A 25,566-nucleotide genomic window follows, 5' to 3' on the forward strand; every position below is an offset into this window, starting at 1 on the left:
GAACAGGAGACGGGCATTCCCGCGGACCATGTCCTGATAGCCGCGACGCACAGCCATTCCACCCCGACCGCGACAGGGATCTTCCAGAGCGAGCCCAACACCGATTACTTGCCGTTTCTCGAGCGGCGGATCGCCGACGGCGTACGGCGCGCGGTCAACAACCTCGAACCCGCCCGCATCGCGTGGGGCAGCGGCGAGCTTCCCGGCGAGGTATTCAACCGGCGGTGGTATCTCAAGCCCGAGAGCATGCCCGAGAACCCATTCGGGCGCCGCGACGACGCGGTCAAGATGAACCCCGCGCGCGCCAGCGAAGACCTCATCCGCCCTGCAGGTCCCACGGATCCCGAGATTTCGTTCATCGCGGTTGAATCGAAAGACGGCCGTCCGATTGCCCTGCTTGCCAACTATTCGCTTCACTACGTGGGCGGTGTTGGCGGCGAGCAGGTCTCGGCCGACTATCATGGCGTTTTCGCGGACCGTATTCAGGAACTGCTTGGGGCTGACCGGCTCACTCCTCCCTTCGTGGGTATCATGTCCAACGGCACCAGCGGGGACGTCAACAACATCAACTTTCGCGAGGCCGGGCAGAGCAGGCAGCCCGGCGAGCAGATGACGCACGTGGCGCATGCGGCCGCGGACGTCGTGCACGCAGCCTACAGCAGCCTTGAGTGGCGCGACTGGGCCGCCCTCGGCGCGGCTGTAAAAGAACTGGAACTCGGCGTCCGCCTGCCCAGCGAAGAAGACGTGGCGCGTGCGAAAGAGATTGTGGCTGCCGCCGAGGGTCCCGAGATGAAATCGCTCGCGGAGATCTATGCACGGGAAACCGTGTTGCTGAGCGAGTATCCCGAGAAGGTCTCGCTGCTTGTTCAGGCGCTGCGGGTCGGCGAGCTGAGCATTGCGGCCATCCCCTGTGAAGCTTTTGCTGAGATCGGGCTCGAGATCAAGGCCGAGAGCCCCTTCGCCGACGCGTTTACCATCGAGCTGGCAAACGGCTACAACGGGTACCTTCCCACGCCCGAACAGCATAAGCTGGGCGGTTACGAGACCTGGCGCGCCCGTTCGAGTTATCTCGAACCGGCCGCTTCCGTGACTATCACCGCCGCCCTGCGGGAGTTGTTTGAGAACCTCCTCCCGCAACAGAGCGAATAGCGTTTCCGCCGCAGGGGGGAACGGGACCGGCGTGACGCTCAGACACCGATGTCAAGCGGGTCCCGGACTTCCTTCTGCCAGGCATGAAGCGTCTCGGTCATAGCACGGACCCTGTCCGTGTGTTCGGATTTGCCAAAGAGGTTTTTCGTTTCACCGGGGTCGCTGGAGAGGTCGTAGAGCTGATGATGCTCGCGGGTGTGGAGGGTGAGTTTCCAGCGATCAGACGTGACGACCGTGCGGAACGCGTTGCCTTTGGGGGCGTCCGCCGCGCGAGCCGCGCCGCCGGGATTGACCCTCGACGAAACGACGCCTTCGCCCGGGTGCCACTCGACGAACACGGGTCCGGGGCTGCGCTGGTCGCGGATGCAGGGCACGAGGCTTTTGCCGGGCAAGGATTCGCCGGCTTTCGAACCCATGAGGTCGAGAAGAGTGGGCACGAGGTCGATGTGGCTCACCGGCTCCTCAATTGTCCGCCCTGGAACGCCAGGAATGCGCATGAGCCACGGCACCCGCTCGGACTCCTCGTAGCTGACGGTCTTGGCGAGCAGGCGGTGGGAGCCCATCATGTCGCCGTGGTCGCTCGTGTAGACGATGACGGTGTTGTCCATTAACCCCAAGTCTTCGAGGGTTTGCAGAATCCCGCCGACGGCCTTGTCGACCTCGTAAACCAGCCCCCAGTAATTGGCGATGAGGCGGCGCCAATCGGCCTCGGTCTTGAGAGGCATATCGTTCCAGCCGTTTGCGAGGTAATAGTCGCGAAGCGTGCGATATTGCGCGGACTCATTTTCTTCGAGAGGGTCATCGAAATTCGCGGGCACATAGACCTCGTCGAGCGAGTGCTCATCGTTGAACGGTCCCGTAAACGGCATGTGGGGTTCGAGGAAGTTGACGTAGAGCATGAACGGCTGGTCTCGATGGCGCCGCAGGAACTCGCATGCCTCGAGTTCGAGGAATCGCGGTTTGGAGTGCTCGTACGGCAGGCCGGCCGCGAATCCCCGGCTGAAATCGCCGCGGGCGCCGGAAGGCTCGTGCCCGAGCCCGCGCAGGAAATGCCAATAATCGCTCTTTTTCGCCGAATCCCTCTCTTCGCGGTAATAGCGCCAATAGCCGTCTTCGATGCTGCGCCATTCCTGAAAGCCGTGCTGGGCGAACACCTCATCGCCGAGGTGCCATTTTCCGAAATAGCCCGTGGCGTAAGCCGGGTCCGCCAAGAGTTCGGGAAACGCAGGCACGTCCTGCGGCAGGGCGATATTGTTCTCCGTGCAGCCGTTCATGTGGGGCCACAGTCCCGTCATCACGGTCGAGCGCGAGGGGGTACAAACCGGTTGGCTGACATAGGCGTTCCGGAAGACCACGCAATCTGGCGCCAGACGGTTGAGCGTTGGAGTGTGAATGACGCGGTTGCCGTACGCGGCCATGGTGTCCGGGCGCTGTTCGTCCGTCCAGAGAAAGAGGAGGTTTGGTTTGCGTGCGGGAGCGGTTTGCGTGCGAGCCCTTCTGCTGAGCGCCATTGCTGCCGCAGCGGCAACATGGCGCCCAAGAAACATGCGCCGGGACGGTTGCTGGTCTGATGCGTGCGTCATCATTCTGCTCCCTGCGGATTCGGTGTTGCTGTCCACTACCGGGGGCGCACCCCGGCCGTCCTCCAGTTTCGCGACATACGGAGGCGAAGTCAATAGGCAAGAGAATCGCCGCTGCAAAACCCTGGGACGCGTTACTTCGGGGGCGGTGGCTGCAGGGAACGGCTCACGGCTCAGATACCCGTGCGGCTTCCCAAAACCGCGGGCCTTTCTCCCGTGGTGCGGAACATTCCCGCGGCTGTCCAGGATATAATCATCCTCCGCGGGAGAAAGGGCGCGCCCGACCGGTAAGGGGGCGGCGCCGACTTCTCGCGAAGGAGACGTTGTGGAAGCACTGAGGCGGTTTCGCCGGATGGCGGTGGGAGTAGGACTCCCGTTGACAGGAGTCGCGGCCGCCGGCGGGTATTTCGTGTCTCCCGCGCTGGGCAAAGGCTTGTTAGGCGGGGGCATTGTGGGGCTCCTGGCTTTCTGGATTCTGGCCCGGCAGACCGAGAAACTCGCAATGCTGCCGCATGAGAAGAGGCGTGCTGCCACGTATGCGTGGACGGCCCTGCGCCTGCTCTGCTACGGGGTTGTCCTGGCATGGGCATCCCGCCTGGACCCGCATCCCCTGCAGGGATTGCTGGGTGCGACGGCAGGCCTGTTCATCATACAAGGGGTGCTCCTTTTCCTGGGCTTGACGGGGCTCGGCCTGAAGGCAGGAAACGATCCGAGAAGATAGCACCGCTGCGCGGTTGACAAACCTCGTCGCAGCGGGCACGCGCTCAGGACATTTCGCGGGGGGAGACGCCTCGCAATTCGCCGCGGGCCGCTTACGGTTGCCCTTCGCGCGGTCCGTTCAGATTTGCCCTGCTCCTTGCGGAGATGACATCCGGGCGTGGAGAGCATATGATGCCTCGTAGCGCAACCGGCGGGATGTGCGCCACGGTGGCCGCGCTCGAGGAGAGATATGGCGAAGATCAGCATCATGACCATGGCTTTCGGGGAGGAATTGGCGTCCGGGAAACTGGACGACGTGGCCATGCTGGCCGGGTTGCAGGAGATCGGTTTCGACGGAGTGGAACTCACGTCGCCGCGGCTGATGGAAGGGCCCGAGATCCAGCATACGTATCGGAGCAACCTCGCCGAATCGTCTCTCGAAGTGACGTGCCTGGATGTCATGTGCACTTTTGTCAGCGCGAACCCTGCAACACGCGACAAGGGCGTCGAGGCGCTCCTCAACGGCATCGAGCTTGCCCAGTCGATGGGCGCCCGGCTCGTTCTGGCGGCGGGCAGCACGCTCGGGGACGGCATCGTCCCCGAGGATGGCCGGAAAATGGTCGCTGAGGCGTTGTTGGCATGCATGGCCGACGCCCGGGATGCCGGGATCACCCTCGCGATCGAGAATTTCGGCGTTGCGCCAACGTTGCAGTGCGCTTCCGGCCATTGCCTCGAGATTCTCGATGCTGTGCCGGGTCTGGCCTTCGTGTTCGACACGGGCAACTTCTATTTCTGCGGCGAGGACCCCCTCGATGCCTTCGAGAAACTGGCGGACCGCACGGTCTACGTGCATATCAAGGATTGGACCCGTAGCACGCGGCCGGTATTGGCCGATGTGGCGGGCTGCCATGTGGGCGAGGGCATCATCCCTAATGAAGCGATCATCGCGAAATTCCTCGAGAGCTCCAGCGTGGACACGTTCTCGCTGGAACTTACGGTTGCTAGAGCCCGCATGGCCGCGGCCGAACGCGGTTTTGCAGTGATACGAAACTGGACCAACGGGTAATCGTGCGTTTGGGCGCGGTGTGGAGGCACAAGGCGAATATGACACGAGGGACGAGTTTGGCAACGGCAGCACTTACGTTTCTGGCATCATGCCTGGGAGGATACGCCGCGATGGGGGAGGAACAGCACGAAGCCGATGTCATCGTTTACGGCGGCACTTCGGGAGGCGTTGCGGCCGCCGTGCAGGCCGTGCGCATGGGGAAGACGGCCATCATCGCGGGTCCCGACATACATCTCGGCGGCTTGTCGTCGAGCGGTCTGGGCTGGGCGGATACCGGACGCAAGGAAGTCATCGGCGGCATCGCGCTTGAGTTCTATGAGCGCGTGGCGGCTCACTACCGCGACGACAGCGCATGGAAGTACCAGACCCACGAGCAATACACCGCGTTGCGGCGCGGCGCGCATCAACCCGGCGAAAAGGCCATGTGGGTGTTCGAGCCTCACGTGGCGGAACAGATCTACGAGGGCTTCGTGAAGGAATGCGGCATCCCCGTGTACCGCAATGAGTGGCTGGACCGCGGCGGTGGCGTCACGAAGGAAGGCGGGCGCATTTCGGCCATCCGCATGCTGAGCGGCAGGATTTTTCGCGGGAAAATGTTCATTGACGCGACCTACGAGGGCGATCTCATGGCAGTGGCGGGCGTGACCTATACCGTCGGCCGCGAAGCCAACAGCGTGTACGGCGAGACCCTGAACGGCGTTCAGACCCAGAACGCGACATACCACCAGTTCGAGAGCCCCGTGTCGCCGTATCTCGTGCCGGGCGAGCCGTCGAGCGGTCTTGTGCCGCGGGTACACGACGGGGGCCCCGGCGAAGAAGGCTCGGGCGACCGCCGCGTACAGGCCTATTGTTTCCGCATGTGCCTGACCAAGGTTCCCGAGAACCGCGCCGCCTTTTCCAAACCTGAGGGATACGACGCGATGCAGTACGAGCTGTTAGCGCGCAACCTCGCCACGGGATGGGACAAGGTGTTCCGTAAGTTCGACCCCATCCCGAACGCCAAGACCGATACCAATAACCACGGCGGATTTTCGACCGACAACATCGGCATGAACTACGAGTACCCCGAGGCCAGCTACGAACGGCGCGCTGAGATCGTGCGCGAACACGAGATGTACCAGAAAGGCCTGATGTGGTTCTTGTCCAACGATCCGCGCGTGCCGCCGGCGATACAGAACGAGATGAAACAATATGGGCTGGCGAAGGATGAGTTTCTCGATAACGGCTACTGGCCTCACCAGATCTACGTGCGCGAAGCCCGGCGGATGGTGAGCGATTTCGTGATGACGGAACTGCATCTCCGGCGCACCCAGCCGACGCCGATGCCCATCGGCATGGGTTCGTACAACATGGATTCGCACCACGTACAGCGCTACGTGGTGAAGGTCGCGAACGGGCAAGACTATGTGCTCAACGAGGGCGACGTCCAGATTGGTCCCGGCGGACCATACCCGATTTCGTACGGGGCCATCGTGCCTAAGCAGGCCGAATGCACCAACCTGCTTGTGCCGGTATGCGTTTCGTCGTCGCACATCGCCTACGGCTCGATCCGCATGGAGCCCGTGTTCATGATCCTCGGGCAGAGCGCCGCCACCGCCGCCGTCCAGGCCATTGACGGCGGCTGCGGCGTCCAGGCAATCGATTACGGCAGACTTCGCGCACGGCTGCTCCAAGACGGCCAGGTGCTCGAATTGGGAGAGTAGGGGAACGCCCGGGCCAGACCCGGCTCGCGCCCTCGCGTCAGCCGCGCCGGGTCAGTCCCTCAGCTCGGGTTTGGGGCCGCGCTGCATGAGGGCGGCGATGGACTGGCTCGGGTCGGCGCCTTCGAAGAGCACCCGGTAGACCTGCTCCGTGATAGGCATTTCGACGTTGAATCTGCGGGCCAGCGCGACAGCTGATTTGGTTGTGCGGACGCCCTCGGCGATCATGTGCGAGGTTTTCTCGAAATCGTCTGGGGCCTCTCCTCTGGCAATGCGCTCGCCAAGGCCGCGGTTGCGCGAGTGGCGACTCGTGCAGGTCACGATGAGATCGCCCATGCCGCTGAGTCCCGCAAATGTCAGAGGTTCGGCGCCCATGGCGACGCCCAGCCGCGTGATCTCGGCGAGTCCGCGGGTGAGCAGGGCAGCTTTCGCGTTATCACCCAGCTGAAACCCGTCGCACACGCCGGCGGCAAGTGCGATTACGTTCTTCAGCGCCCCCCCAAGTTGGACTCCGATGATGTCGGAGCTTGTGTACACGCGAAACACATCCGACATGAATGCCTGCTGAACTTTCTTGCACACGCCGGCGTCATCGCCCGCGACGACGAGCGACGCCGGCAGGTCCTGGGCGACTTCCTCGGCGTGGCTCGGCCCCGAGAGTGTGACCACGGGGGACGGTCCGCTCACGTCGCGGATCACCTCGTCCATACGAAGCAACGTATCATTCTCGATACCTTTGGCGACGTTGATGCGGATGGCATTGGAGGAAAACGGGTGCGCTTTGACTACCGCCCGCATGGCGTGAGACGGCACGGCAAGGACCACGGCTTCGGCAGTGGGGTCGGTTTCGCGGGAGACGTCTATCTGGCCGGGAAGCGTGACGCCGGGGAGATAGTGGGGACTGCGCCGCTCGTCGCGGAGCATGTCGGGTCCGTCTTCTTCGCGCGCCCAGAGGCGCACGCGGTGGCCGTTGATCGCGAGGAGGCGCGCCAGAGCGAGGCCCCAGCTTCCCGAGCCCAAGACTTGAAGATACATAGCGGTCAGTCTCCTGTTTGAACGGAGAGGCCCATCTTGTAGACCCGCAACATGCTGGGGGCCGGCCACGGTTCTTCGCGCGGCTGGTCGCGATTAGGCCCCAATGTCTCCCACCGCAGCACATACCAGTCCGTTTCATCGGATTGTTTGCAGGCATCGCCGCGCCACTGCACGCGCATTCCGGGGAAATCGCTTTCGGGTTGCCGATCTTTCTCAGGGCCGACAACGGACCTGGCGGGTCCACGGCGGGCTTTTCCTGCCGGCTTGAGGGTTGCTGGGTCCAGTTCCCAGGTCCCGCCGCTTTCGGGAGAGCTGAACGATTGGACCAGGCTGCCGTTCACCACGGACACGCCGCTGAGGCGCACGTCAAATTGAATGGCGCCGTTGCCGCTGAATTCCCACCGCTTTGTCCAGTCCGAAGCCTGGTATATCTTCCATGCGCCGTCTTCCAGGCGCGCATTGTAGATCTGTGTGTTTCCGGCTTCGTCGAATTTGTGGTAGCTGAGGATGACCCGGTTCTGCATGTCGAACCCGATTTGGGTGTTGCCGTTGATGATGCCGCCGCCCGGAGGAACGGGGTCGACGATTTCGCAGTTGTCGATGGTGATGGGCAGCGTCAATGGTTCGCCCCGGCTGGTCTCCCAGAACACGAGGTCTTTGCTGCGTGCGTACGAGAGATCGTGGTTCGTGGCGCAATCCGGCGTGTCGCGCCACACCCAGACCATGTGATACCACCCGTCCGGGCCGAGCTGGGGACCGATGGGGTACGCGTTCATCTCGCCTTTGCCATCGAGCAATGGGCCATCGGCCAGCCGCCGCCACGATTGCGTTTGGGGGTCGTAGACGTTGAAGAGGTTTATTCCGTTGCCACTTGACCCGTGCCGGTATTCGAAGATGAGCTCGCCCTTGGGGCCGGTCACGAATGCGGGATAGGTGCACTTGTCCTCGAACTCGCCGACAAGCGACGCGACACGCTCGAAGGTGCTGATGTTTCCTGGTTCGCGTGTTTTGAAATACACCAGCGGCGCGCAGTGCATGTTTCCGGAGAGATGGATGCAGCCTGCCGCGTCGAGCGCCATGGTGACCGAATTATGGCTGTCCCACTTCACTTGTTCGGGGAGGCGTACCATGGTCCACTCGGTGGTGTCCAGTGTTCGCTGGGCCACGGTCATCCGCCGGTCCGCGTCGTAGAAGGCCACATATTGCTGATCGCCATGAGTGAGCAGACAGAACCCTACGGGGTGGGCCGACCATACGGGGGCCACATCCACGACCTCCTTCACGCCGTACAATTCCGATGCGGCCTCCGGCGCCATCCCTGACAGGAGCACGGCAGCCGCCACGCATATCACACGGAATAGGACACTTGCTTCCGGCATAATCGCCCTCATTTTCGTATCTGTTGAAAGCGGCGATGGGGATAATGGAGTGTTTCAGAGGTAGGATTCAAGGCGGCTCTCGAAAAAGGCGCGGGTATGCTCGAGGCCGGTCATGATGTCCGTCTTTGGCCGCCAATCGAGATACTGTTTGATCTTGTCGTTCGAGATGGCGACGCTGCCTACATCGAGGCCGGCCCAGGATTCCGGCCACGGGACGTGTTCCAGCTTGGAGCCGCTAAAGGCGCCGCAGACCATCTCGGCAAGTTCGGCGATGGAATATTCGTTCTCTCCGGCGGCGAAGAGCACTTCGCCCAGGCAGCCATCGCTGCATACCGCCTCGAGAAGGGCGTCGACGCAATCGTCCACATACAGAACATTGCGCCTCTGCGCGCCTTCGCCATAGATCGTCAGCGGTTTCCCCTGAAGTCCGAGTCCGATAAAGAAATTGAGCACCCCGCCGTCGCTGCTCTTGATCTGCGCCCGCGGCCCAAAAATGTTCGCCAGCCGCACCACGACGGTGTAGAGCCCATGTATGTGGTGGTAGATGAGATGGTACTTCTCAGCCACACTCTTGTTCGCGGAGTAAATGTCGAGGGGGAACTCGGGGTGCAGTTCATCGATGGGGTTCAGAAGCATGGGTCCGCACTGGGTGCTCGTCCCCAGGTACACGATGCGCGCGCCAGGATTGTCCTGCCGCACGGATTCCAGCACGTTCATCGCGCCCTTGCAGTTGACGGCGATGTCCAGGAAGGGGTCGCGAATCGAATAGGCACGAGACGTGTGGCCCGCGCAGTTGAAGATAATGTCTTGTTCGGCGATTACCGGATTGAGGAGACTGTAATCGCGGATATCATTGATGATGACCCTGATCGATGCCCGGTAGCCGTTGAGGTTTGCGACGTTTCCCCCGCCATACGCCGTCAGCGAGTCGTAGACGGTTACCAAGGCGCCGAGTTCATGGCACCGAATAGCCAGGTTGCTTCCGATGAACCCCAGTCCGCCCAGCACCAGCACGCGTTTGTCCGCGAAGCGAGCATCGTTCCGGCCTGACACGGTGTTGCTCTCCTCCAGCGTTAGCCTGTAGAGAGCATACACAACCAGAGGCCGAATGCGCCACCATATCCTGGCGCCCGTCCTGATACCGGCGGACTCTTCACAGCTCGAGGGTCAAGGCCAGCGCCCGGCGCTTGCCGTGGAGCGCGCCGGGCGCGATAGGTGTCGTGAGGTCTTTACTGTAACACGGCGCCCGTGTTGGCGCTGGTGACCACGCGCTGGTAGCGCTTGAGCCAACCGGTCAACTTGCGGTCGGGGGGCGGTCCCAGGGTCTTGCGGCGCGTATCCAGTTCTTTCTGGCTCAGTTTGACGTTGAGGGTGCGTGCGGGGATGTCGATTTCGATGGTATCGCCGTTCTGAATCAAGGCGATGGGGCCGCCCGCGGCCGCTTCGGGGCTCACATGGCCGATGCAATTGCCGCGCGTGCCGCCCGAGAAACGGCCATCGGTAATGAGGCTGACTTTGCTGCCGAGGCCCATACCCATGATGGCCGAGGTGGGCGACAACATTTCTTTCATGCCTGGTCCGCCCTTGGGGCCCTCGTACCGGATGACCACGACATGCCCTTCTTTGACCTTCCCGCCGAGGATGCCGGCCATGGCTTCTTCCTCACTCTCGAAGCAGATGGCCGTGCCGGTATGCTGGAGGATGTCCGGGTCAACGCCGGCCGCTTTGATCACGGCGCCTTCCGGGGCGATGTTGCCGAACAGTATCGCCAGGCCGCCCGTCTGGGAGTAAGCGTTGTTCAGACTGCGGATGATCTCCGGATCTTTCGACACCGCGCCCGCGATGTTTTCGCCGAGAGTCTTCTGGGTGACGGTGGGGCAATCGAGATGCAGAATGCCGTCCTTCTTCGCCAATTCGGCGAGAATGGCCGAAACACCCCCGGCGCGGTCCACGTCATCCATGTGTACCGTGCTCGATGGCGAGACCTTGCAGATATTCGGCACGCGGGCCGAGACCTCGTTCAACCGTTGAAGGGGATACTCGATACCCCCCTCGCTCGCGATGGCAAGCGTGTGGAGCACGGTGTTGGTCGAGCCGCCCATGGCCATGTCCAGTGCGAAGGCGTTATCGATGGATTTCGGGGTGATGATATCGCGCGGCTTGAGGTCGGCCTTGACGAGCTGGACGATCTGGCGCCCGGCTGCCCGCACGAGTTCCCGGCGTTCGGGCGATATGGCCAGATAGGACCCGTTGCCGGGGAGGGCCATCCCGAGGGCTTCGCAGAGGCAGTTCATCGAGTTGGCGGTGAACATGCCCGAGCACGAGCCGCATCCGGGGCAGGCATTGCGTTCGAGGTCGAATAAGTCCTCGTCGTTCAACGTGCCCTGCTTATAGGCGCCAACGCCCTCGAACACGGTGATCAGGTCGATGGCCCGGCCGTCGCGTGCGCGCCCCGTAGCCATGGGGCCGCCCGAGACAAAGATCGTGGGAATATTACAGCGGATGCACGCCATCAGCATGCCGGGCACAATCTTGTCGCAGTTGGGAATGCAGAGCATCCCGTCGAACATATGCGCGCGCACCATGCTCTCGACGCAGTCCGCGATGAGTTCGCGCGACGGAAGGCTGTACTTCATGCCCGTGTGTCCCATGGCGATGCCGTCGTCGACGCCGATGGTGTTGAATTCGAAGGGGACGCCCCCGGCCTCGCGCACGGCTTCCTTGGCGAGCTTGCTGAGTTGATCCAGGTGGACATGTCCTGGAACGATCTCGGTGAAACTGTTACAAATGGCAATAAAGGGTTTGTCGAAATCCTCGCGGGATCTAATCTGGCCGGTCGCCCAGAGGAGCGAACGGTGGGGGGCGCGTTCAAAACCTTTCTTGACAACATCGCTTCTCATGACAAAACAGGTCCTCTTGGTTGAGTTTCGGTGATCTCCGATGGAAGTATAGTATACCCTTGTTCGACGGGACGTGCCAATTGCGGTCTCATGCTGTAAACGGCGGAACCGCAACGCGCGTTTCAGATATTGTAGGCGAGGGCATGGAAGGGCCGTCACGGTTTAACGCTGCCGCTTTGGCGGAAACAGCCGGAGGATGGGACCCGAACGGACATGATAAGGCAATGAGAGTATATGCGTCCGTGATGGGAGCGATTGTGTTGGGCACGTCGGCGCTGGCCCAGGCCGGCGGGCTCGAGAACGGCACGGTTTGCGACAAGCCGCCTGTTCTCACCGACCATTCCGCGAACATGGAGAACCGTGCATCCGAAGAGGCAGAACAGGCCAAATGGTTCTTTCTGATTGCAGGGGTAAACACGTATCCGCGCCTTGAGAGCGAGGAACTCATTGACAGGTTCTTTAACCCGGCGATGCGGTTCTTCGCGCCATCGTTTGAAGATGTTTATACCGTGGGCGATCTGCGTGATGACTACTTGATCTGGCCGCTGCATGTGGGTATAGGCCGCGTGGTGTCGCCCCGCTGGACGGTATTCTTTCAATGCGGGTATTCGTCGGGGAAGGTCCGGACCAAGGCTACCGATCCGAGCATTCTGTTGTTTCCGCTTCATACCGATTTCGAGATCAAGCGCGGGGCCGCGTATGCCGGTCTTGGCCTCGATTACCTGCCCCTGGGACAGGTCGAACAGAAAAAATACGAGACGTGGACGGACCGTTTCCGGGGGGTCAAACCCGTCGTCGGCCTCCGCTATACCTGTACCTATGCCACCTATGAAGTCAAGGCGAAGGTGGGCTTCAAACCCTTTGACAATATCGTGAGCCTGAAATTGGACGATGGCTGGCTGGTGTCGAGCGTTGGCGCGAACGTAGGTCTGGATGCGCCCATCACCGGCCGCACCCACGTGACCTTCAACGCCGGATACAACTTCTTTCTGGACCGGGCTTGGGATTTCGAGGGTCCGGCATATACCCTGGGTGTGAAACGTTATTTCTGATCGCTGGCCGTCCTGATGCGGCAAGGCATTCTTTTCCGCGAAGCCCCGAAGGTTCGGCAACAGGAGAGGATCTCATGAGCAAGACCATTGCCATTGTTGGCGCGTCACGCGACCGGAAAAAGTACGGCAACAAAGCGGTCCGGGCGTTTAGAGACGGCGGCTGGACCGTTTATCCCGTCAACCCGAAACTGGACGAGGTCGAGGGGCTGAAGTGCTATGCGTCAATCGGTGATGTGCCCGGTCCGGTCGACCGCGTTTCGATGTACGTGCCCGCCAGGGTCGGGACGCCGATGCTCGAGGCCATCGCGGCGAAACAGCCCGGCGAGTTCTTTCTGAATCCGGGTTCCGAAGACGAGGCGTTGGAGCAGCGTGCCCGCGAACTGGGGCTCAGCCCGATCCGTGCCTGCAGCATCGTCAATATCGGTCTCCGGCCGGACATGTATCCCGACGAATAGGCCTCCGCCCTGGATTGTAGTCAGAGGAAAGGGAGGCGCATCCATGCAACAGCGCTTTGAATACAGATTTGTGCGGATCAAAGTAGGCATTTTCCGCAATCATGCCGAACAAGAGTACCGGGAGACGGTGCATCGCCATGCCCGCGAAGGCTGGCGGCTCGTGACCGTCTTCGCGCCGAGTCTTGGTGTCTATGGGGTATCCACGTATTACGAACTCATCTTTGAGCGCCCGGTGGAAACCGCCTTCAGCCGCTGACCGGCTTTCTGAATGGCTCTCAAACCCTGACGGGCCGGGGCGGGCGCGCGCCAGCGGCACGAAACACGCCAGCCCGCTCCGAAGGCGTGAAACAGGCCGGAGCCGGCCAGTCACTGGGTTGCTACCAGTTCGATCTCGAAAACCTTGGGCCACAGCTTGCCCGTGACAAATAGATGCTCGGTCGCGGGGTCGTAGGCGATACCGTTGAGGACATCTTCGTCGCCGGTCCGGTCTTCGGGGGCGAGGATGCCCTCGAGCTCGAGCCAGGCGAGCAACTTGCCCGTGGCGGGCTCGATTCGCGCGATGCGGTCCGTCCGCCAGATGTTCGCGTAGAGGTCGCCGTTGATGTACTCGAGTTCATTAAGCCGGGCGATAGGCCCATCGGGCCCGGTCACCTGCACCTGGCCCGTCCGTTCGAAGGTAGCAGGGTCCAGGAAATACAGATAGGAGCTTCCGTCGCTCATGATGAGCCGGTCTCCGTCGTATGCCAGCCCCCAGCCTTCGGTAGGATAGGTAAACTGTCCGGTGCGTTTGAAGGTGCTCTTTTCGTAGACGAAGCCGAGATGGCTGCGCCACGTCAGTTGGATAATGCGGTCGCCAACAATGGCGACCCCCTCGCCGAAATACGTGCTCTCGAGCGGGACCATCCGCGCTACGGCGCCGGTCTCGGCGACAACCTCGCGCAGCGAGGATTCTCCCCGGAGTCCGGTTCCTTCGTAGAAGAACCCGTTTTCAAAGGCGAGCCCCTGGGTGAATGCCTTGGGATCGTGCGGAAATGCGTTGACTACGCGATAGGTGTAGGTAAGAATGCCCTGGTCCGCGTCGTCGCTGGGGTCGCCGGGCATTTTCACACAGGATAGGGGGATGCAGCAGAGGACGGCGAACGCCAGGATATATGGGCGTGGATTATGGGCGTGTCGGCTCATCGTGGAACCCCATTGTCGTTGTCAGGGCATTGTTCGGTTCTTCGATTCTACCATGCTCGGCGGCGCCTGTTTCATTTCATCCGAAGCGGCGCCGAGCGTGCTCAGAGCGAACAGCACCAGCGCCGCGTAATAGAGGGGCAGGCCTAGTACCGCGTTGATGAGACCGCCCCGGACGAACGTGCTCCGCGCCACAAACAGGTCGGATACGTAGAACGTGCATGCGGCAAGGACGAGCACGGGGGCCTTGTGACGCCAGGATGCGCCCACAGCGAACGCCACCATGGCCGAGATGACGGCGAGATAGGCCAGGACGGGGACGATATGCTGAGAGGGTATCCGGCCATGCAGCCATGCCAGCACGGCGCATGCCGGCAACATCAGCGCCGCGCAGGACATTGCGAGCGGCTTCGTGTCGATGCCGCGGGCAAGAGAGGCGGCCATGAACGCGACATGTCCCATCAGAAACGCGAACAGGCCGGGCACGAAACCGTGGGATGCCAGCAACCAGTCACCGAACCCGCAATACGCCAGGGCCAGGAGAGTCCACCGTCCGTACCAGGTGGCCAACGCGCCACATGCGGCGGCCAGCGAAAGGGGGGAGATGGATGCGACAAACCGCAACACTCGGGCCAGTTCGCCGTTTCCCGCCGACCACGCCAGCAGCATCCCCGCGCATCCCGCGGCCGTTCCGCAGACACACAACACGCGCAATCCAATCAGCATATAATGCACGAGTGGCTTATTCGACACGGTACATAACCAGGGGACGCTCGTCAGGGCGCATACACACGGTCCACGCGAAAAGGACGCATGCCGCGTAGTAGATGGGATAGCAGAAATAGCCGTTGATTGAGCCCGTATCCGTGAACCGCCACCGGGCGACGAAGATGTCGGAGAAGTAGAAGAGGGTTGCGGCCGCCAGAATAAGCGTTCGCCGCTGTGGCGCGGACACGCCGAACGCAAACACCACCATCGCGGAGATGAACACGATGTAGGCAAAGGCCACCGGGCGATCGGTGCCGTAAATGCCCGGATAAAGCGATGCCAGAATGCCGGCGTCGACCAACAACAGGAACGGCAGAAAACGCAACGCCCGTTTCCAATCCACACCCAAGGTCCAGAAGGCCGCCACGAAGAAGACGTGCGCCACCAGGAACGCTATCGCGCCCCAAACAAAGTTGCGAAATCCAACGTAGTCCCCGAGAGCGCAACAGAGCAGCCCGGTGAAAATGAACCGGCCGTAGACGGAACGCAGCGCCCCGCCCAGGACGGCCACAAGCAAGAAGCACGCCGAAGCAATCATCAGGAAGCCGAAGCGATAGGGGTGAACAGGCTCCATGCGGAAACTCAGCAAGACGGCGAGCACGCTCAAGGAAGTGAGAGCCGTGAACAGGCTACAATAGAGACGGCTGCGCGGCCATCCTGCCGCCAGGGGCATTGCCGGCGGGCAGGAGTAACGCGGTGCGTTTTGAAATTCCATGATTTCCTGTTTTGTATATGTTGAGGTGAATTCCGCGACGGCGGCAGACACAGGATACGTAGTCCATCTTCTGCACGAGAGTTAGAGGCCGTACACGCTTGGCCCCGCAGGGCGGACTCCTATGATAGGCGCTACCCTAGCGGAAATCTGACGGAATGTCAAGAAACGGCCTCTCGGCGGGATGGGCAGGGCTTGGGTTTCCGAACCGGTGCGAACCCGGCGCCGCCGTGAGGGTAGATGGAAAAGGGTTGCCCGAGGGTGCTGGTTTGGGTGCCAGTGTTCGGCTTGGCGTATTCGCCGGCGTGGGGAGTTATCTGTTCCGTCTGCGTACGGTTCCGTGGCGCTGGATGAACCGGGTTGTGCGGGGGAAGTGGCGTGCGAGCCATGTGATGGCCTTGCCGTGTCCGGTAATGACGGCTTCGGGCTTTCGTTTGTAGATGGCGTTGACGATGGCGCGGGCGGCACGAGACCGGGGCACGACCAGCCATTGCGGCACGGGGTCTTTCCAGTCGTCGTGAAATCGCCCCTTGTTGTCTGTCATGCGGATGTCGCTCTCGACAAACCCGGGTTCTATGCATGTCACGGAAACGCCGTCGCGCAAGAGGTCGTAGTAGATGGCTTCTGCCAGCCCCGTCACGGCGAATTTGCTTGCCGAATAGGGGGATGTATCCGGTGATGCCACACGGCCCGCCACGCTGGAAAGGAGCGCCAGGCGTCCCTTGGACGCCTGAAGATGAGGCAGGACGGCGTAGACGGTGTCGAGCAATCCGAACACATTGGTCTCAAATTGCCGCCGGAAATCCTCGGTACTCAGCTTCTGGAAGGGCCCGGCGACGCCGAACCCCGCGTTGGCGACGGCGACGTCGATGGCGCCGAACGTCTCGACCGTTTGCGCCACGGCTGCGTCCAGAGCCGCGCGTTCGGTCACATCGCATTGGAGCGCGAGCGCTTGGGCGCCTTCTTGCGCGAGCGCTTCCTGAACTTTGAGGAGGCGATCAAGGCGCCGCGCGGTAAGGGCCAGGCGCGCGCCTTCGGCCGCGAACGCGTGGGCAAGGGCTTCGCCAATGCCCGAGGATGCGCCTGTTATGAACACGGACTTGCCTTGAAAGCGCTGCGCCATGGTTTTCCTCTTTCGGATGCGCCGCGTGCGCGCGCTATTCGTTCCGTCCTCTGCGGAACACGAGCCTGTCAACCGAAATGGGATTGTCCCGCCAGGCGAACCACAATGCCACGGCGGCCATAAACACGTAATTGAGGTTGTCGGCGACGGTCGCTTGGTCCTGCTGGACCATTTTCCCGAACGCCAGGCTGATGAGCAGCATTCCCGCCAGGAATAGCGATGCCCTGGTGAAGAGCCCGAGAATCAACACCAATCCGAGGAGGAACTCGATGTACGGGAGGGTAAATGCGTAGGGAAGCACGAGAGCCCTGGGAAGGTAGGTGCCGTCGAACTCCTGGAGAATCCATTTTGCGAATCCGATGGGACCCGGGCCCAGAAATTTGCCTACGGCAGCAAAAAGAAACAGCACCCCCAGAGCCAGCCTCAACAGAAATCCCGCAACGCTCTCTGGGGACAGACCTTGTGCTACATGTTCTGTGTCCCGCATTGTTGAACCTCCTCCTGCTTCTGCGCCCTTTTGCACAAGCCTAACACGCGGAACGGAGGAATTCACTCCCCTGATTGATGCCCGTTGCACTCCATGCGGCTGATAACGGCCTTGGCGAACGATTCGGTTGTGCCTTGTCCTCCGATATCCGGGGTGATTTCACCGGGGTTTGCGTCGCGCAGCACTTGATCGTAGGCGGTCTTGATACGTTTGGCGGCGGCGGTTTCGCCCAGGTGGTTCAGCATCATCACGCCGCTCATGATCAGGGCCAGCGGGTTTGCGACGCCCTTGCCAGCGATGTCGGGGGCGCTTCCGTGTACGGCTTCGAACACGGCGCACCCGTCACCGATATTCGCGCCTGGCACGACACCGAGACCGCCCACGAGACCGGCGCACAGATCGCTGACGACGTCGCCGTAGAGGTTCTCGAGCAACAGGATGTCGAACTTGCCCGGGTCGCGCACGAGATGCATGCAGCCGTTGTCGATGATCAATTCGTCGTACGCGATATCCGGCGCCTCCTTCTCGTGAATCTCGCGCGCGCAATCGAGGAACAGCCCGTCGGACAACTTCATGATGTTGGCCTTGTGGAAGACGGTGACGCGGTGACGGCGGCGTTCGCGCGCGTAGTTGAATGCGAAACGCGCGATGCGTTCACACGCTGTTCGGGTCGCAATCTTGAGGCTTTGAACGACGCCCGTGGTGACCTCGTTTTCGAGTCCCGAGTACAGGCCCTCGGTATTTTCGCGTATCACGACCAGTTCGACGTTTTCATAGCGGGTTTTGACTCCTGGCAGACTGCGCACGGGGCGCACGGCGGCGTATAGATTGAGCCGTTTGCGCAACTGCACATTGACGCTCCGAAACCCCTTGCCGATTGGCGTGGTGATGGGCCCTTTCAACGCGACGCGGTGCACTTCGATTGCCTCGACGGTCTTGTCGGGGAGTACTTCGCCGCAGGTCTCGAGCGCTCCAGCCCCGGCGGGCAATTCGAGCCAGTTGACGGGGGCGCCCGACGCATCGATAACCCGGCGCGCCGCTTGGGCAACCTCGGGGCCGATGCCATCGCCCGGAATCAGACAAACGGTGTGCGACATATGGTTTCCTTCCTTCGCGAGAGCAGGCCGCGGTCAATTCAGGAGACATTTCGCGGCTGTCCTGTATTCCACAGTCGGCGCCTACCCCTCCTGCAGCTTCTTCTGGTGGATGTGGGCATTGGTGGCTTTCAGCGCCGGTTCGCGGTCGAGTAATTGTATGACATCCAGTATCGAAAAATCGTTTCCGCCTGTATCGAGGCGCTCGTATATGGCCCGCACCAGGTCGAGGTCCTCCTGGGTATCGACGCACACGCGCAGGTCCGGCTGGCGGTAAGGCCCTTGCGCTTCCAGAAAAGCGATCTTGAACGTCTCGGGGCACCGGTAGAAATAGGGGGTGACATGCGCGCGCTCATAGGGTTCCCGGGCGAGAGGCTCGATTCTCCGGAGGGCCGCGGCGCTGAATACCTCGGCCTCCGAGCCGCGCGGGAACAGGTAGTCCACACAGCAATTGGCGGCATAATCGGCATGTTCGTTGAAGTAGAGTGAAACCGTCTCATCGACCAGGGCGGGGTCAATCAAGGGGCAGTCTGAAGTGACCCGGACGATGATCCCGGCGTTCGTCTCGCGGGCGGCAGTCAGATAACGCGCCAGCACGTCCTCTTCGTCGCCCATGCAGCACCGGAATCCCATCCGGGCCGCCAGCTCGGTAATAGGCCGGTCCTTGTCGTTGGTGGTAGTCGCGACGACCACCTCGTCGACGGCGGCAGCCCGGGCCAGGCGCTGCATAACCAGCGCCAGCATGGGTCTGCCCGCTATGTCCGCCAGGATTTTCCCCGGCAAGCGGGTGGAGCCCATGCGCGCCTGCACGACCCCAACCACACGCTTCATCGGCCGCCGTGGTCCTCTCGATTTGCGGAAAGCGACACCGCATCACCGGGCGCACAGAACTTGTCATGCATATTCAAGACCCCCAAAGCAATTCTCTCCTCCTCACCCGGAAACAGGATCGCACATGGTAGAATAGCGGAATCAAGCCCTTGGCGTCATTGCTGGGTTTGAAGTCTATTGAGGGCCCTCTTCTCAGGTTCGGGGCGCGCGCCGAAAGCTTCCGCGGCGCGTTCGAATGTGGGTAATCCAACTGCACTGATGGGAGACGGACATGGCGCGTATTCTGGCCTTGACCGCGCTGGTGGGGACCGCCTGCCTGGCAGCTGCGGGACAAGACGGCGAGGCGCCGCCGCGAACAAGCGTGCGGCTGGGTCTGCTGCGCGCCGTGCCGGAAAAGTGGAATCTGGATAAAAACTTCGGCGCCTTCCTCGAACTTCTGGACGCCACAAGGGGTGAGAACGTCGATATCTTCATCACGCCCGAATGCTGGCTTGACGGATACGCCGCGCCGGCCAAAGACTCGACCCGCGAGCGTATTGTCGCAGTGGCTCAGGATCTGAACAGCAGCCGCTATCTTCAGAGGGTGTCGGAGGAGGCGCGCTCGCGCTCGATGTGGATCTGTTTCGGGTTTACGTCGCTCGAGAACGGCAAAGCATACAACGCGGCGGGTTTGTGGAATGCCGAGGGCGAACGGGTGGGGGTGTATCACAAGACCCACATCCAGACCCACGACGTGCAGTTCGATGCGGGGGAGTCGTTGCCCGTGTGGCCATCGGCATGGGGACCGTTGGGCATCATGATCTGCGCGGATCGACGCTGGCCCGAGACGGCCCGCGTGCTCCGGCTGCAGGGCGCCAAGCTCATTTTGAACCCCACGTACGGCTTCCATAACGAGTTGAACGAGGCCATGATGCGCACGCGCGCGTTCGAGAACCAGTGTTTCATAGCATTCGCGCATCCCGAAGAGAGCCTGGTCACCGGACCCAAGGGTGAAATCGTAGCGCAGAAAAAGGGTTCGCGGGGCGTCCTGATCTGCGACATCGATTTGAGCCGGGCCACTGACGACAATCATCTGAAAGACCGCCGCCCCGAACTGTATGGGGTAATTGTCGGCGGTGAATAAGCCGGGCTCGGGAAACGTCTCGCGCCCGATGCCGCCCGCCTGCGCCGGGCGAGGGGGGCTTTGCCCGAGGCGCAGCTCTATAGAAGGGCCTTACGCGGAGGTTTCCGGGTAGATGACGCCGCGGATGGCATGGCCGATGGCGACAAGGACCAGAAACGCGCCGATCACCAGGGCCGAGTACATCCCGCCAAGCTTGGAGTAGATGCTCCAGAACGCGCCGATGCACGCCAATATGCACGAGGGGACCATAAGCACGTTCCACAGGATACGCTTTGCGCCGCTCGGGGCGTCCGTGCCCAGATATTTCTTGTGGTTTATGAGCAGGTAGAATGACAGGTAGGCAAACGGCAAGAGAGTCATGCAGAAAACCGAGGTGACAATGGCTAACCACATTTGTGCGCCTTTCCAGAAGAGCGGCACAACGATCGCGATACCCGGCATGAGCATGCCGGCGCGTTGTCGCCAGCCCTTCGCAGGGACGTCGAGCAGGGCGCAGAAACACAGGCCGTTAATGAGCATCTGCATCGTGGAAGCGCCCATGGCCATACCCATGACGCCCAGACCGAAAACATATCTCGCGAAGCGGTCGCCCGTGATCGGGGCCAATGCCGCCGCCAGATTGAATGCGTCGCGCTTCACGAACATAGCCGCGACCTTGCGGTCCGCTTCCGGCAAGGCGTCCTTGCGCGCCTGCTGTTCATCCGGGCTGAGGGCGTTATAGGCTTCCTTGCCGAGCTCGGCCTTTACACGCTGCGCGAGCAGCTCGTCGAAGGGGCCGATGAGGTTCTTCGCTGGCATGACGGGGTTTCCGTGGGGGTCTTTCTCGCCGAGCAGGCCGGGCGCGGCGACGCCATGGAACTGGCTGGCGGCCGCAATGACCACGCAGCTCGTGGCCAGCACGAAGGGGAAGAAAAGCCCGGTAGCCAGGTCGAAAATGGCGAGACCGCGGAACTCCCGGTCCCAACCCTTGCGCAGCATCGAATAGGGGAGGAGAAAGGTCATGTTGATGCCGACTGCGGTTGCGCCGGCGCTGATCATAACGTCCCGTTGCTGCCTGACGATTATATTCGACCAGAAATCCTGGTATGCGGGGGCCACTTGGGCTATCTTGTCCGAAAAGGCCTCGACCGGTTGCATGAGAAGTCTCGAATGGAACAGGAACCCGTTGAGGAGTTCGCCCACGGCAATCTGGCCGGTCCACAGCAACCTTGCCACCACGGCGACGAAGCAGACGACGGTTGTTCCCACGAGGCATTTCACGAGGATGTCGAAAGTCTTGGCGCCCCTGCCGCCGAAACTGTACAGCATGCTTGCGGACACGGCCACGCAGAGGACTATGGCGGCGGCCACATATTTGCCTGCGCCGCCCAGCGCTCCGCCTTCCCCCAGGATTCCCTCGAACAGGTTCTGTTGCAGGGAGGCGATCCCCAGGCTGTACTGCGTGATTGACCAGACGATATTGGCGGTCATTGAAGCTACGAGCCAGCCCCAGCCCAGAACGGGGTTTACATGCCGGTTGATAGCTTTCAATGGCGTCTCGTCGGTGCTCAGCGTTACATAAGAGATGGCGCTGAGCATGACGATGCCCGCGACCATAGCAAGGGGTTGAAGCCAAAGGAAGGCGAATCCGCCCAAGATGCCCAGATACATGCTTGACGACAGCGAGCCGCCGCCGAGCGTGATGGCACTCTGCAACCAGCCGGGACCCGACAGCCGCACGAATGCGCCCACCAGGGCGCCTTTGCCCTTCTTGCGGGCGAGGACGAGCATGTCGCGGTCGCGCTCGATCTGCGGGTTCATGGAAAAGGCGCTCTTCCTTTGTTGAACTTTCTGGTCCATCGCGTCTGCTTCTCCTCTCTCGCGCCTTACCGGATACGAGTGTTCCGGACAGCCCCCAACAGGGATGGCATGCGGATGCGCATGGGGTTGGGATTATATGGAAATGCGCAAAAACCAGTCTGGCCGCGCCGAAATCAGTTTATGAAACCGACGGCGCATACAGCCCTTTTCTTCCGGCAATCTCATGATGCGTTGGACATGCGGCATTTTCAAGCTTCTTTGGCTCGGGCCGCTGTGGTTACGCGGTTGCCGCGGCCATAAACGCGTCGATGTTCTCACTTGGCACGCCCGGAGGCATGCCGCCGCCGCAGGACAGGATGAGCCCGCGGGTGCCGTTAACGGATTCGAGCAGCTGGCGTACGGCATCGTACACCTGTTCCGGGGCGCCCTGAGCCAATACGTCTCTCGGAGGGATGTTGCCGAGCAGCGCGACCCGTTCCCCCACGGCGGCCCGCATAGTCCGGAGGGGATGGTTGTGGGAGAAGTTGAAGAGATTGATGCCGATGTCCGCGAGATGAGGTGCGCAAATCATGCCCTCGGCGTCGTTGTGGAAGAAACGGACCCGGGCGTCGATGGCCTCGAACGCGCGCTTGAGATAGGGCTTGGCGAATTCCTCGAAGTCGCCGGGTCCGACGAATCCCGCCAAGTCGTCGAGAATCAGGGCGCCGTCAATGGTAGGGAAGGTCGCGGCCTGGAGTTTCAGCCAATCCTCAATATAGGACGTGATCGTATCGAGCAGGGCGTGGGACTCGCCGGGATACATCTTCAGGCCGATAAGGAACTCGGTGTTGCCGAGGAGGAATCCTGCGATGTTCAGGGGTCCCCGCGCGACGGCGAAACGGATGGCGTGGCCGGCTTCCCGGATGCGCGGTTCGAGGTGTTGCAGCCGTTTCAGCACAAACGGTGCAAGGCCGTCGGTTTTGGGGTTCGGTTTCCGGACCGAAGCGGCTCTTGAGACATCGTCAAACATTGTTTTGGCGAAGGGAAACTCGTTTTCGGGAAAGACGCATTTCGCGCCGAAAGCCGAGGGTTCAGTGCACATACCGTATTCCGCCCAGAAGCCGGGCAGGAAGAGCGCGGCCGGGAATCGCTCGATGGCCCGCATATGGGCCTCGAACCACATGGTCTCGCTGGTCAGATAGTCGAGAATGGACATGCCCGCCCAGTTGGGGAGCCAGGGACTGTCGATGATAAACCCCACGGGCGGCGCATCGAGCGATTCGCCATTCACCACGGACACCAGCGTGTTCCATTGGTCGTGCGTCATAGGCCGTCGTCAGTTCCTGACTGCTTGCATATCTTCGGGATCATTCGGCCAGGAGCGGGAATTCCGTGACCCGGAGATTGGTGCACCCGTAGGGGATGAGGATCAGATTCGTCATCGGTTGCACGGAGGACACGGGGCTTTGGGGCGGCGGCGCGGCGGCGTTCTTTTCGAGCAGCCATTCCGGCAGCATACGGCCTTTCACGGTGGCAACGACCGGCGCGCCCTCGGGCGAGAACGGCAGGCCGCCCACTGGCCGCTCTTCAAACGTGATGGACGATGCGGGATCGCCGGTGTTCACCGCCAGCGCGTAGTTCCAGGGCGTGGTTGGGAACACCTCCCAGTCGGCGTGAGGCTCCTCGCCGCGCAGGTATTTCCAGTACTCGCCGATCTTCAGACTGTAGATTAAGGGACCGCGCTCGATGGCGACGGACTCGTTATAGCGCCTTTCGAGCTGGACCTGCATGGGAAAACGCAGCGCGACGGCGGTCGTGCCGTTCCATTCCCGGGCAATCGTGTGGAACGTGCCGGACTCGGCATGCTGCGTGCCGCCATCTCCAACGCGCACCTCGGCGCTCTTCGCCCAGCCGGGGATACGTAGCCACAGGGGGAACTGCACCGGTGTATTGGTCTCGACGGTGATAGCCACGGCATCACGGAACGGGTAGTCGGTTTCGACGCGAACCTTTACCTCCGCCCCGCCGAGCGTTGCCGAGAGTTCACAAGGCGCGTAGGCGACCGCCGCCAGCCCGTCGTCCGGGGTGCGCATCCAGAGGTGCGTGGCGAACTTTGGCCAGCCCTGGTGCATGTTGGCCGTGCAACACCCGTAGTTGGGCTCCAACCCGAACAGGTTCGCGTCGGGCCCGTTGGTGGTGTAGATGCGGTCTTCGCTGACTTTGCACACGACTTGGTTTGCCTGCTGGTCGTACTGATGGGCCCACATGTCGGGTTTGAAGGTCGCCGGAAACGCGTTGAAAGCGATGCGTTCGAGCCGATCGGCAAAGAAAACATCGCCCAGAATGGCTGTGGCTGTCTCGAGAGAGAACATGTACTCGGCGGCCGAGCACAATTCCGTTCCCTGGGAGGGCATCTTGCCTGCAAAACACTCGTCGCCCGTAAAGATGCCCGAGAACTGCCCGTGGTACCGGTCCAGCTCTGCGATTGCGTGCCGCGTAGCGCCTTCGAGGGCGGGGTCGCCGGTCTGGCGGTACCACACCGCCGGGGCTTTGACCGCCATGGCATTGTTGACGACGTGGCTCTCGTGCCGCCATGTTTCGACCTTTTCCTTGAACGGCAGATCTTGAAAGTGAGCGAGCCAGTCCTGTCCCTGTTCGCGGGCTTGTGCGGCGAGCTCGAGCAGCCACGGTTCGCCGGTGCGGTCGTAGAGCCAGTGAATGCTCACGACGAGGTCCTGCCACCGCGATTTATTCCAGTCGAACAGGGGCCGTTCATCGAGCTGTTTGTCGAGTGTCCGGAGGAACCGCTGCATGGCGGGGATGACCCGTTCGTCGCCCGTGGCCTCTTGATATTGCGTGAGCACTTTGAGCATGACAAACACGGGCCATGGGTCGCGGGGCTTGTATCTCTGTTGCGGGGTGACGCTCTGTTCCGGTCCGAGCCAGCCGTCTTCCTGCTGGTGTTCGAGGATGTAGTTGATGTAACCGTTGACCCGGCCCTTGAGTTCGGGGTCGTCGAGGAGGTGGGCCAGCGGTACGGTCCCGTCGAGCCAATAGGGCATGCGTTCCCATCCTTCGGCTTTGCCGCCGATCCATCCGCTGCCCTGGATATCCGGCCAGAACCGGTCAAGGTGTCCGCTCAGGCCGTCGGCCTGGGTTCGGAGCTGGCGTTCCAGCCAGCCCGCGGGCCGTATGGCCCCGAGGGGAAACGGCTGCAACGCCAACGGCCGGAGCGCGGAGGGGTGTCCGTTCCCCGAACCCTGTACCGCTTGCGAATCGGCTGCCGATGCGGTGACACACACGATCAACGGCGCAGTGTAGCAGACCCAGAATCTTCGCATGGTGAATCCTCTTTGGAAACGGGCTCCTGTTTTGTGGAGTCTCTGAAGACGCTATCAAACCGCACGGACATCCGCAATGCGCGTCTCACCAGAAAAACGGCCGGGGGAATCTTC

At 61.8% G+C, this 25,566-nt stretch carries 23 protein-coding genes; 8 read left to right on the plus strand and 15 right to left on the minus strand.

Annotated elements, in window-relative coordinates; all coding sequences use genetic code 11:
- Positions 1-1,149, plus strand: a 1,149-nt coding sequence (locus PLJ71_13730) for a hypothetical protein (GenBank protein HQM49743.1), incomplete at its 5' end; no start/stop codon positions are given.
- Positions 1,150-1,187: 38 nt separating this feature from the next.
- Here PLJ71_13730 and PLJ71_13735 read toward each other — a convergent pair.
- Positions 1,188-2,732 carry a sulfatase-like hydrolase/transferase gene (locus PLJ71_13735; protein ID HQM49744.1) on the minus strand — a complete coding sequence of 515 codons (1,545 nt, stop codon included), beginning with the start codon at positions 2,730-2,732 and terminating at the stop codon, positions 1,188-1,190.
- Positions 2,733-3,054: 322 nt separating this feature from the next.
- Here PLJ71_13735 and PLJ71_13740 point away from each other — a divergent pair, with 322 nt between their 5' ends.
- The 3 genes from PLJ71_13740 to PLJ71_13750 all read left to right on the plus strand — a co-directional run bounded on the left by PLJ71_13740 (position 3,055) and on the right by PLJ71_13750 (position 6,197).
- Positions 3,055-3,450 (plus strand): ATP synthase subunit I, encoded by a 396-nt coding sequence (locus tag PLJ71_13740; GenBank protein ID HQM49745.1) that lies wholly within the window; start codon positions 3,055-3,057, stop codon positions 3,448-3,450.
- A 228-nt stretch (positions 3,451-3,678) separates the two neighbouring features.
- On the plus strand, positions 3,679-4,494 hold the full coding sequence (locus PLJ71_13745; protein HQM49746.1) for a sugar phosphate isomerase/epimerase family protein: 816 nt from the start codon (positions 3,679-3,681) through the stop codon (positions 4,492-4,494).
- A 110-nt stretch (positions 4,495-4,604) separates the two neighbouring features.
- The gene (locus tag PLJ71_13750) at positions 4,605-6,197 is read left to right on the plus strand and encodes an FAD-dependent oxidoreductase (GenBank protein ID HQM49747.1); all 1,593 of its coding nucleotides are present in this window, start codon (positions 4,605-4,607) and stop codon (positions 6,195-6,197) included.
- Positions 6,198-6,248: 51 nt separating this feature from the next.
- Here the strand turns inward: PLJ71_13750 and PLJ71_13755 are convergent, their stop codons facing one another.
- The 4 genes from PLJ71_13755 to ilvD form a co-directional block, all read right to left on the minus strand.
- Positions 6,249-7,229, minus strand: a complete 981-nt coding sequence (locus PLJ71_13755; protein HQM49748.1) for an NAD(P)H-dependent glycerol-3-phosphate dehydrogenase — start codon at positions 7,227-7,229, stop codon at positions 6,249-6,251.
- Positions 7,230-7,234: 5 nt separating this feature from the next.
- Positions 7,235-8,608: a BNR repeat-containing protein gene (locus tag PLJ71_13760; protein ID HQM49749.1), complete on the minus strand. Its 1,374-nt coding sequence runs from the start codon at positions 8,606-8,608 to the stop codon at positions 7,235-7,237.
- 54 nt (positions 8,609-8,662) lie between these two features.
- On the minus strand, positions 8,663-9,661 hold the full coding sequence (locus tag PLJ71_13765) for an NAD-dependent epimerase/dehydratase family protein (GenBank protein HQM49750.1): 999 nt from the start codon (positions 9,659-9,661) through the stop codon (positions 8,663-8,665).
- A gap of 176 nt (positions 9,662-9,837) precedes the next feature.
- Positions 9,838-11,508 carry a dihydroxy-acid dehydratase gene (gene ilvD / locus PLJ71_13770; GenBank protein ID HQM49751.1) on the minus strand — a complete coding sequence of 557 codons (1,671 nt, stop codon included), beginning with the start codon at positions 11,506-11,508 and terminating at the stop codon, positions 9,838-9,840.
- A gap of 224 nt (positions 11,509-11,732) precedes the next feature.
- Here ilvD and PLJ71_13775 point away from each other — a divergent pair, with 224 nt between their 5' ends.
- From PLJ71_13775 to PLJ71_13785, 3 genes are all read left to right on the plus strand, one after another.
- On the plus strand, positions 11,733-12,560 hold the full coding sequence (locus tag PLJ71_13775) for a hypothetical protein (protein HQM49752.1): 828 nt from the start codon (positions 11,733-11,735) through the stop codon (positions 12,558-12,560).
- Positions 12,561-12,634: 74 nt separating this feature from the next.
- Positions 12,635-13,015 (plus strand): CoA-binding protein, encoded by a 381-nt coding sequence (locus PLJ71_13780; GenBank protein ID HQM49753.1) that lies wholly within the window; start codon positions 12,635-12,637, stop codon positions 13,013-13,015.
- 43 nt (positions 13,016-13,058) lie between these two features.
- Positions 13,059-13,271, plus strand: coding sequence for a DUF4177 domain-containing protein (locus PLJ71_13785; protein HQM49754.1), 213 nt, complete (start codon positions 13,059-13,061; stop codon positions 13,269-13,271).
- Positions 13,272-13,381: 110 nt separating this feature from the next.
- On the opposite strand, the gene PLJ71_13790 is transcribed toward PLJ71_13785, so the two are convergent.
- The 7 genes from PLJ71_13790 to PLJ71_13820 all read right to left on the minus strand — a co-directional run bounded on the left by PLJ71_13790 (position 13,382) and on the right by PLJ71_13820 (position 19,209).
- Complete coding sequence (locus PLJ71_13790) at positions 13,382-14,197, minus strand: glutaminyl-peptide cyclotransferase (GenBank protein HQM49755.1); 816 nt, start codon at positions 14,195-14,197, stop codon at positions 13,382-13,384.
- Positions 14,198-14,218: 21 nt separating this feature from the next.
- Positions 14,219-14,920, minus strand: coding sequence for a lysoplasmalogenase (locus tag PLJ71_13795; protein HQM49756.1), 702 nt, complete (start codon positions 14,918-14,920; stop codon positions 14,219-14,221).
- Between the two features lie 16 nt (positions 14,921-14,936).
- Entirely contained in the window at positions 14,937-15,677 is a 741-nt protein-coding gene (locus PLJ71_13800) for a lysoplasmalogenase (GenBank protein HQM49757.1), read from the minus strand.
- 310 nt (positions 15,678-15,987) lie between these two features.
- On the minus strand, positions 15,988-16,797 hold the full coding sequence (locus PLJ71_13805; protein ID HQM49758.1) for an SDR family NAD(P)-dependent oxidoreductase: 810 nt from the start codon (positions 16,795-16,797) through the stop codon (positions 15,988-15,990).
- Positions 16,798-16,831: 34 nt separating this feature from the next.
- Positions 16,832-17,284, minus strand: a complete 453-nt coding sequence (locus PLJ71_13810; protein ID HQM49759.1) for a DoxX family membrane protein — start codon at positions 17,282-17,284, stop codon at positions 16,832-16,834.
- Positions 17,285-17,346: 62 nt separating this feature from the next.
- Positions 17,347-18,381: an isocitrate/isopropylmalate dehydrogenase family protein gene (locus tag PLJ71_13815; protein ID HQM49760.1), complete on the minus strand. Its 1,035-nt coding sequence runs from the start codon at positions 18,379-18,381 to the stop codon at positions 17,347-17,349.
- 81 nt (positions 18,382-18,462) lie between these two features.
- Positions 18,463-19,209: a glycosyltransferase family protein gene (locus PLJ71_13820; GenBank protein ID HQM49761.1), complete on the minus strand. Its 747-nt coding sequence runs from the start codon at positions 19,207-19,209 to the stop codon at positions 18,463-18,465.
- A gap of 271 nt (positions 19,210-19,480) precedes the next feature.
- Between PLJ71_13820 and PLJ71_13825 the strand changes: the two genes are divergently transcribed.
- Positions 19,481-20,332, plus strand: a complete 852-nt coding sequence (locus PLJ71_13825) for a carbon-nitrogen hydrolase family protein (protein ID HQM49762.1) — start codon at positions 19,481-19,483, stop codon at positions 20,330-20,332.
- A 90-nt stretch (positions 20,333-20,422) separates the two neighbouring features.
- On the opposite strand, the gene PLJ71_13830 is transcribed toward PLJ71_13825, so the two are convergent.
- From PLJ71_13830 to PLJ71_13840, 3 genes are all read right to left on the minus strand, one after another.
- Positions 20,423-22,171: a divalent metal cation transporter gene (locus PLJ71_13830; GenBank protein ID HQM49763.1), complete on the minus strand. Its 1,749-nt coding sequence runs from the start codon at positions 22,169-22,171 to the stop codon at positions 20,423-20,425.
- A 238-nt stretch (positions 22,172-22,409) separates the two neighbouring features.
- Positions 22,410-23,438, minus strand: a complete 1,029-nt coding sequence (locus PLJ71_13835; GenBank protein HQM49764.1) for a uroporphyrinogen decarboxylase family protein — start codon at positions 23,436-23,438, stop codon at positions 22,410-22,412.
- 40 nt (positions 23,439-23,478) lie between these two features.
- Positions 23,479-25,452, minus strand: a complete 1,974-nt coding sequence (locus PLJ71_13840; protein HQM49765.1) for a glycoside hydrolase family 127 protein — start codon at positions 25,450-25,452, stop codon at positions 23,479-23,481.
- Positions 25,453-25,566: the final 114 nt, after the last annotated feature.

It is taken from the genome of Candidatus Hydrogenedentota bacterium (assembly GCA_035416745.1).
GTDB lineage: Bacteria > Hydrogenedentota > Hydrogenedentia > Hydrogenedentales > SLHB01 > UBA2224.

Coding starts and splice junctions, on each gene's coding strand:
- PLJ71_13745 (HQM49746.1), top strand. CDS start 3,679: ATGGCGAAGATCAGCATCATGACCATGGCTTTCGGGGAGGAATTGGCG.
- PLJ71_13810 (HQM49759.1), bottom strand. CDS start 17,284: ATGCGGGACACAGAACATGTAGCACAAGGTCTGTCCCCAGAGAGCGTT.
- PLJ71_13825 (HQM49762.1), top strand. CDS start 19,481: ATGGCGCGTATTCTGGCCTTGACCGCGCTGGTGGGGACCGCCTGCCTG.
- PLJ71_13750 (HQM49747.1), top strand. CDS start 4,605: ATGGGGGAGGAACAGCACGAAGCCGATGTCATCGTTTACGGCGGCACT.
- PLJ71_13785 (HQM49754.1), top strand. CDS start 13,059: ATGCAACAGCGCTTTGAATACAGATTTGTGCGGATCAAAGTAGGCATT.
- PLJ71_13805 (HQM49758.1), bottom strand. CDS start 16,797: ATGGCGCAGCGCTTTCAAGGCAAGTCCGTGTTCATAACAGGCGCATCC.
- PLJ71_13840 (HQM49765.1), bottom strand. CDS start 25,452: ATGCGAAGATTCTGGGTCTGCTACACTGCGCCGTTGATCGTGTGTGTC.
- PLJ71_13835 (HQM49764.1), bottom strand. CDS start 23,438: ATGACGCACGACCAATGGAACACGCTGGTGTCCGTGGTGAATGGCGAA.
- PLJ71_13755 (HQM49748.1), bottom strand. CDS start 7,229: ATGTATCTTCAAGTCTTGGGCTCGGGAAGCTGGGGCCTCGCTCTGGCG.
- PLJ71_13795 (HQM49756.1), bottom strand. CDS start 14,920: ATGCTGATTGGATTGCGCGTGTTGTGTGTCTGCGGAACGGCCGCGGGA.
- PLJ71_13800 (HQM49757.1), bottom strand. CDS start 15,677: ATGGAATTTCAAAACGCACCGCGTTACTCCTGCCCGCCGGCAATGCCC.
- PLJ71_13780 (HQM49753.1), top strand. CDS start 12,635: ATGAGCAAGACCATTGCCATTGTTGGCGCGTCACGCGACCGGAAAAAG.
- PLJ71_13815 (HQM49760.1), bottom strand. CDS start 18,381: ATGTCGCACACCGTTTGTCTGATTCCGGGCGATGGCATCGGCCCCGAG.
- PLJ71_13830 (HQM49763.1), bottom strand. CDS start 22,171: ATGGACCAGAAAGTTCAACAAAGGAAGAGCGCCTTTTCCATGAACCCG.
- PLJ71_13820 (HQM49761.1), bottom strand. CDS start 19,209: ATGAAGCGTGTGGTTGGGGTCGTGCAGGCGCGCATGGGCTCCACCCGC.
- ilvD (HQM49751.1), bottom strand. CDS start 11,508: ATGAGAAGCGATGTTGTCAAGAAAGGTTTTGAACGCGCCCCCCACCGT.
- PLJ71_13775 (HQM49752.1), top strand. CDS start 11,733: ATGAGAGTATATGCGTCCGTGATGGGAGCGATTGTGTTGGGCACGTCG.
- PLJ71_13790 (HQM49755.1), bottom strand. CDS start 14,197: ATGAGCCGACACGCCCATAATCCACGCCCATATATCCTGGCGTTCGCC.
- PLJ71_13735 (HQM49744.1), bottom strand. CDS start 2,732: ATGACGCACGCATCAGACCAGCAACCGTCCCGGCGCATGTTTCTTGGG.
- PLJ71_13760 (HQM49749.1), bottom strand. CDS start 8,608: ATGCCGGAAGCAAGTGTCCTATTCCGTGTGATATGCGTGGCGGCTGCC.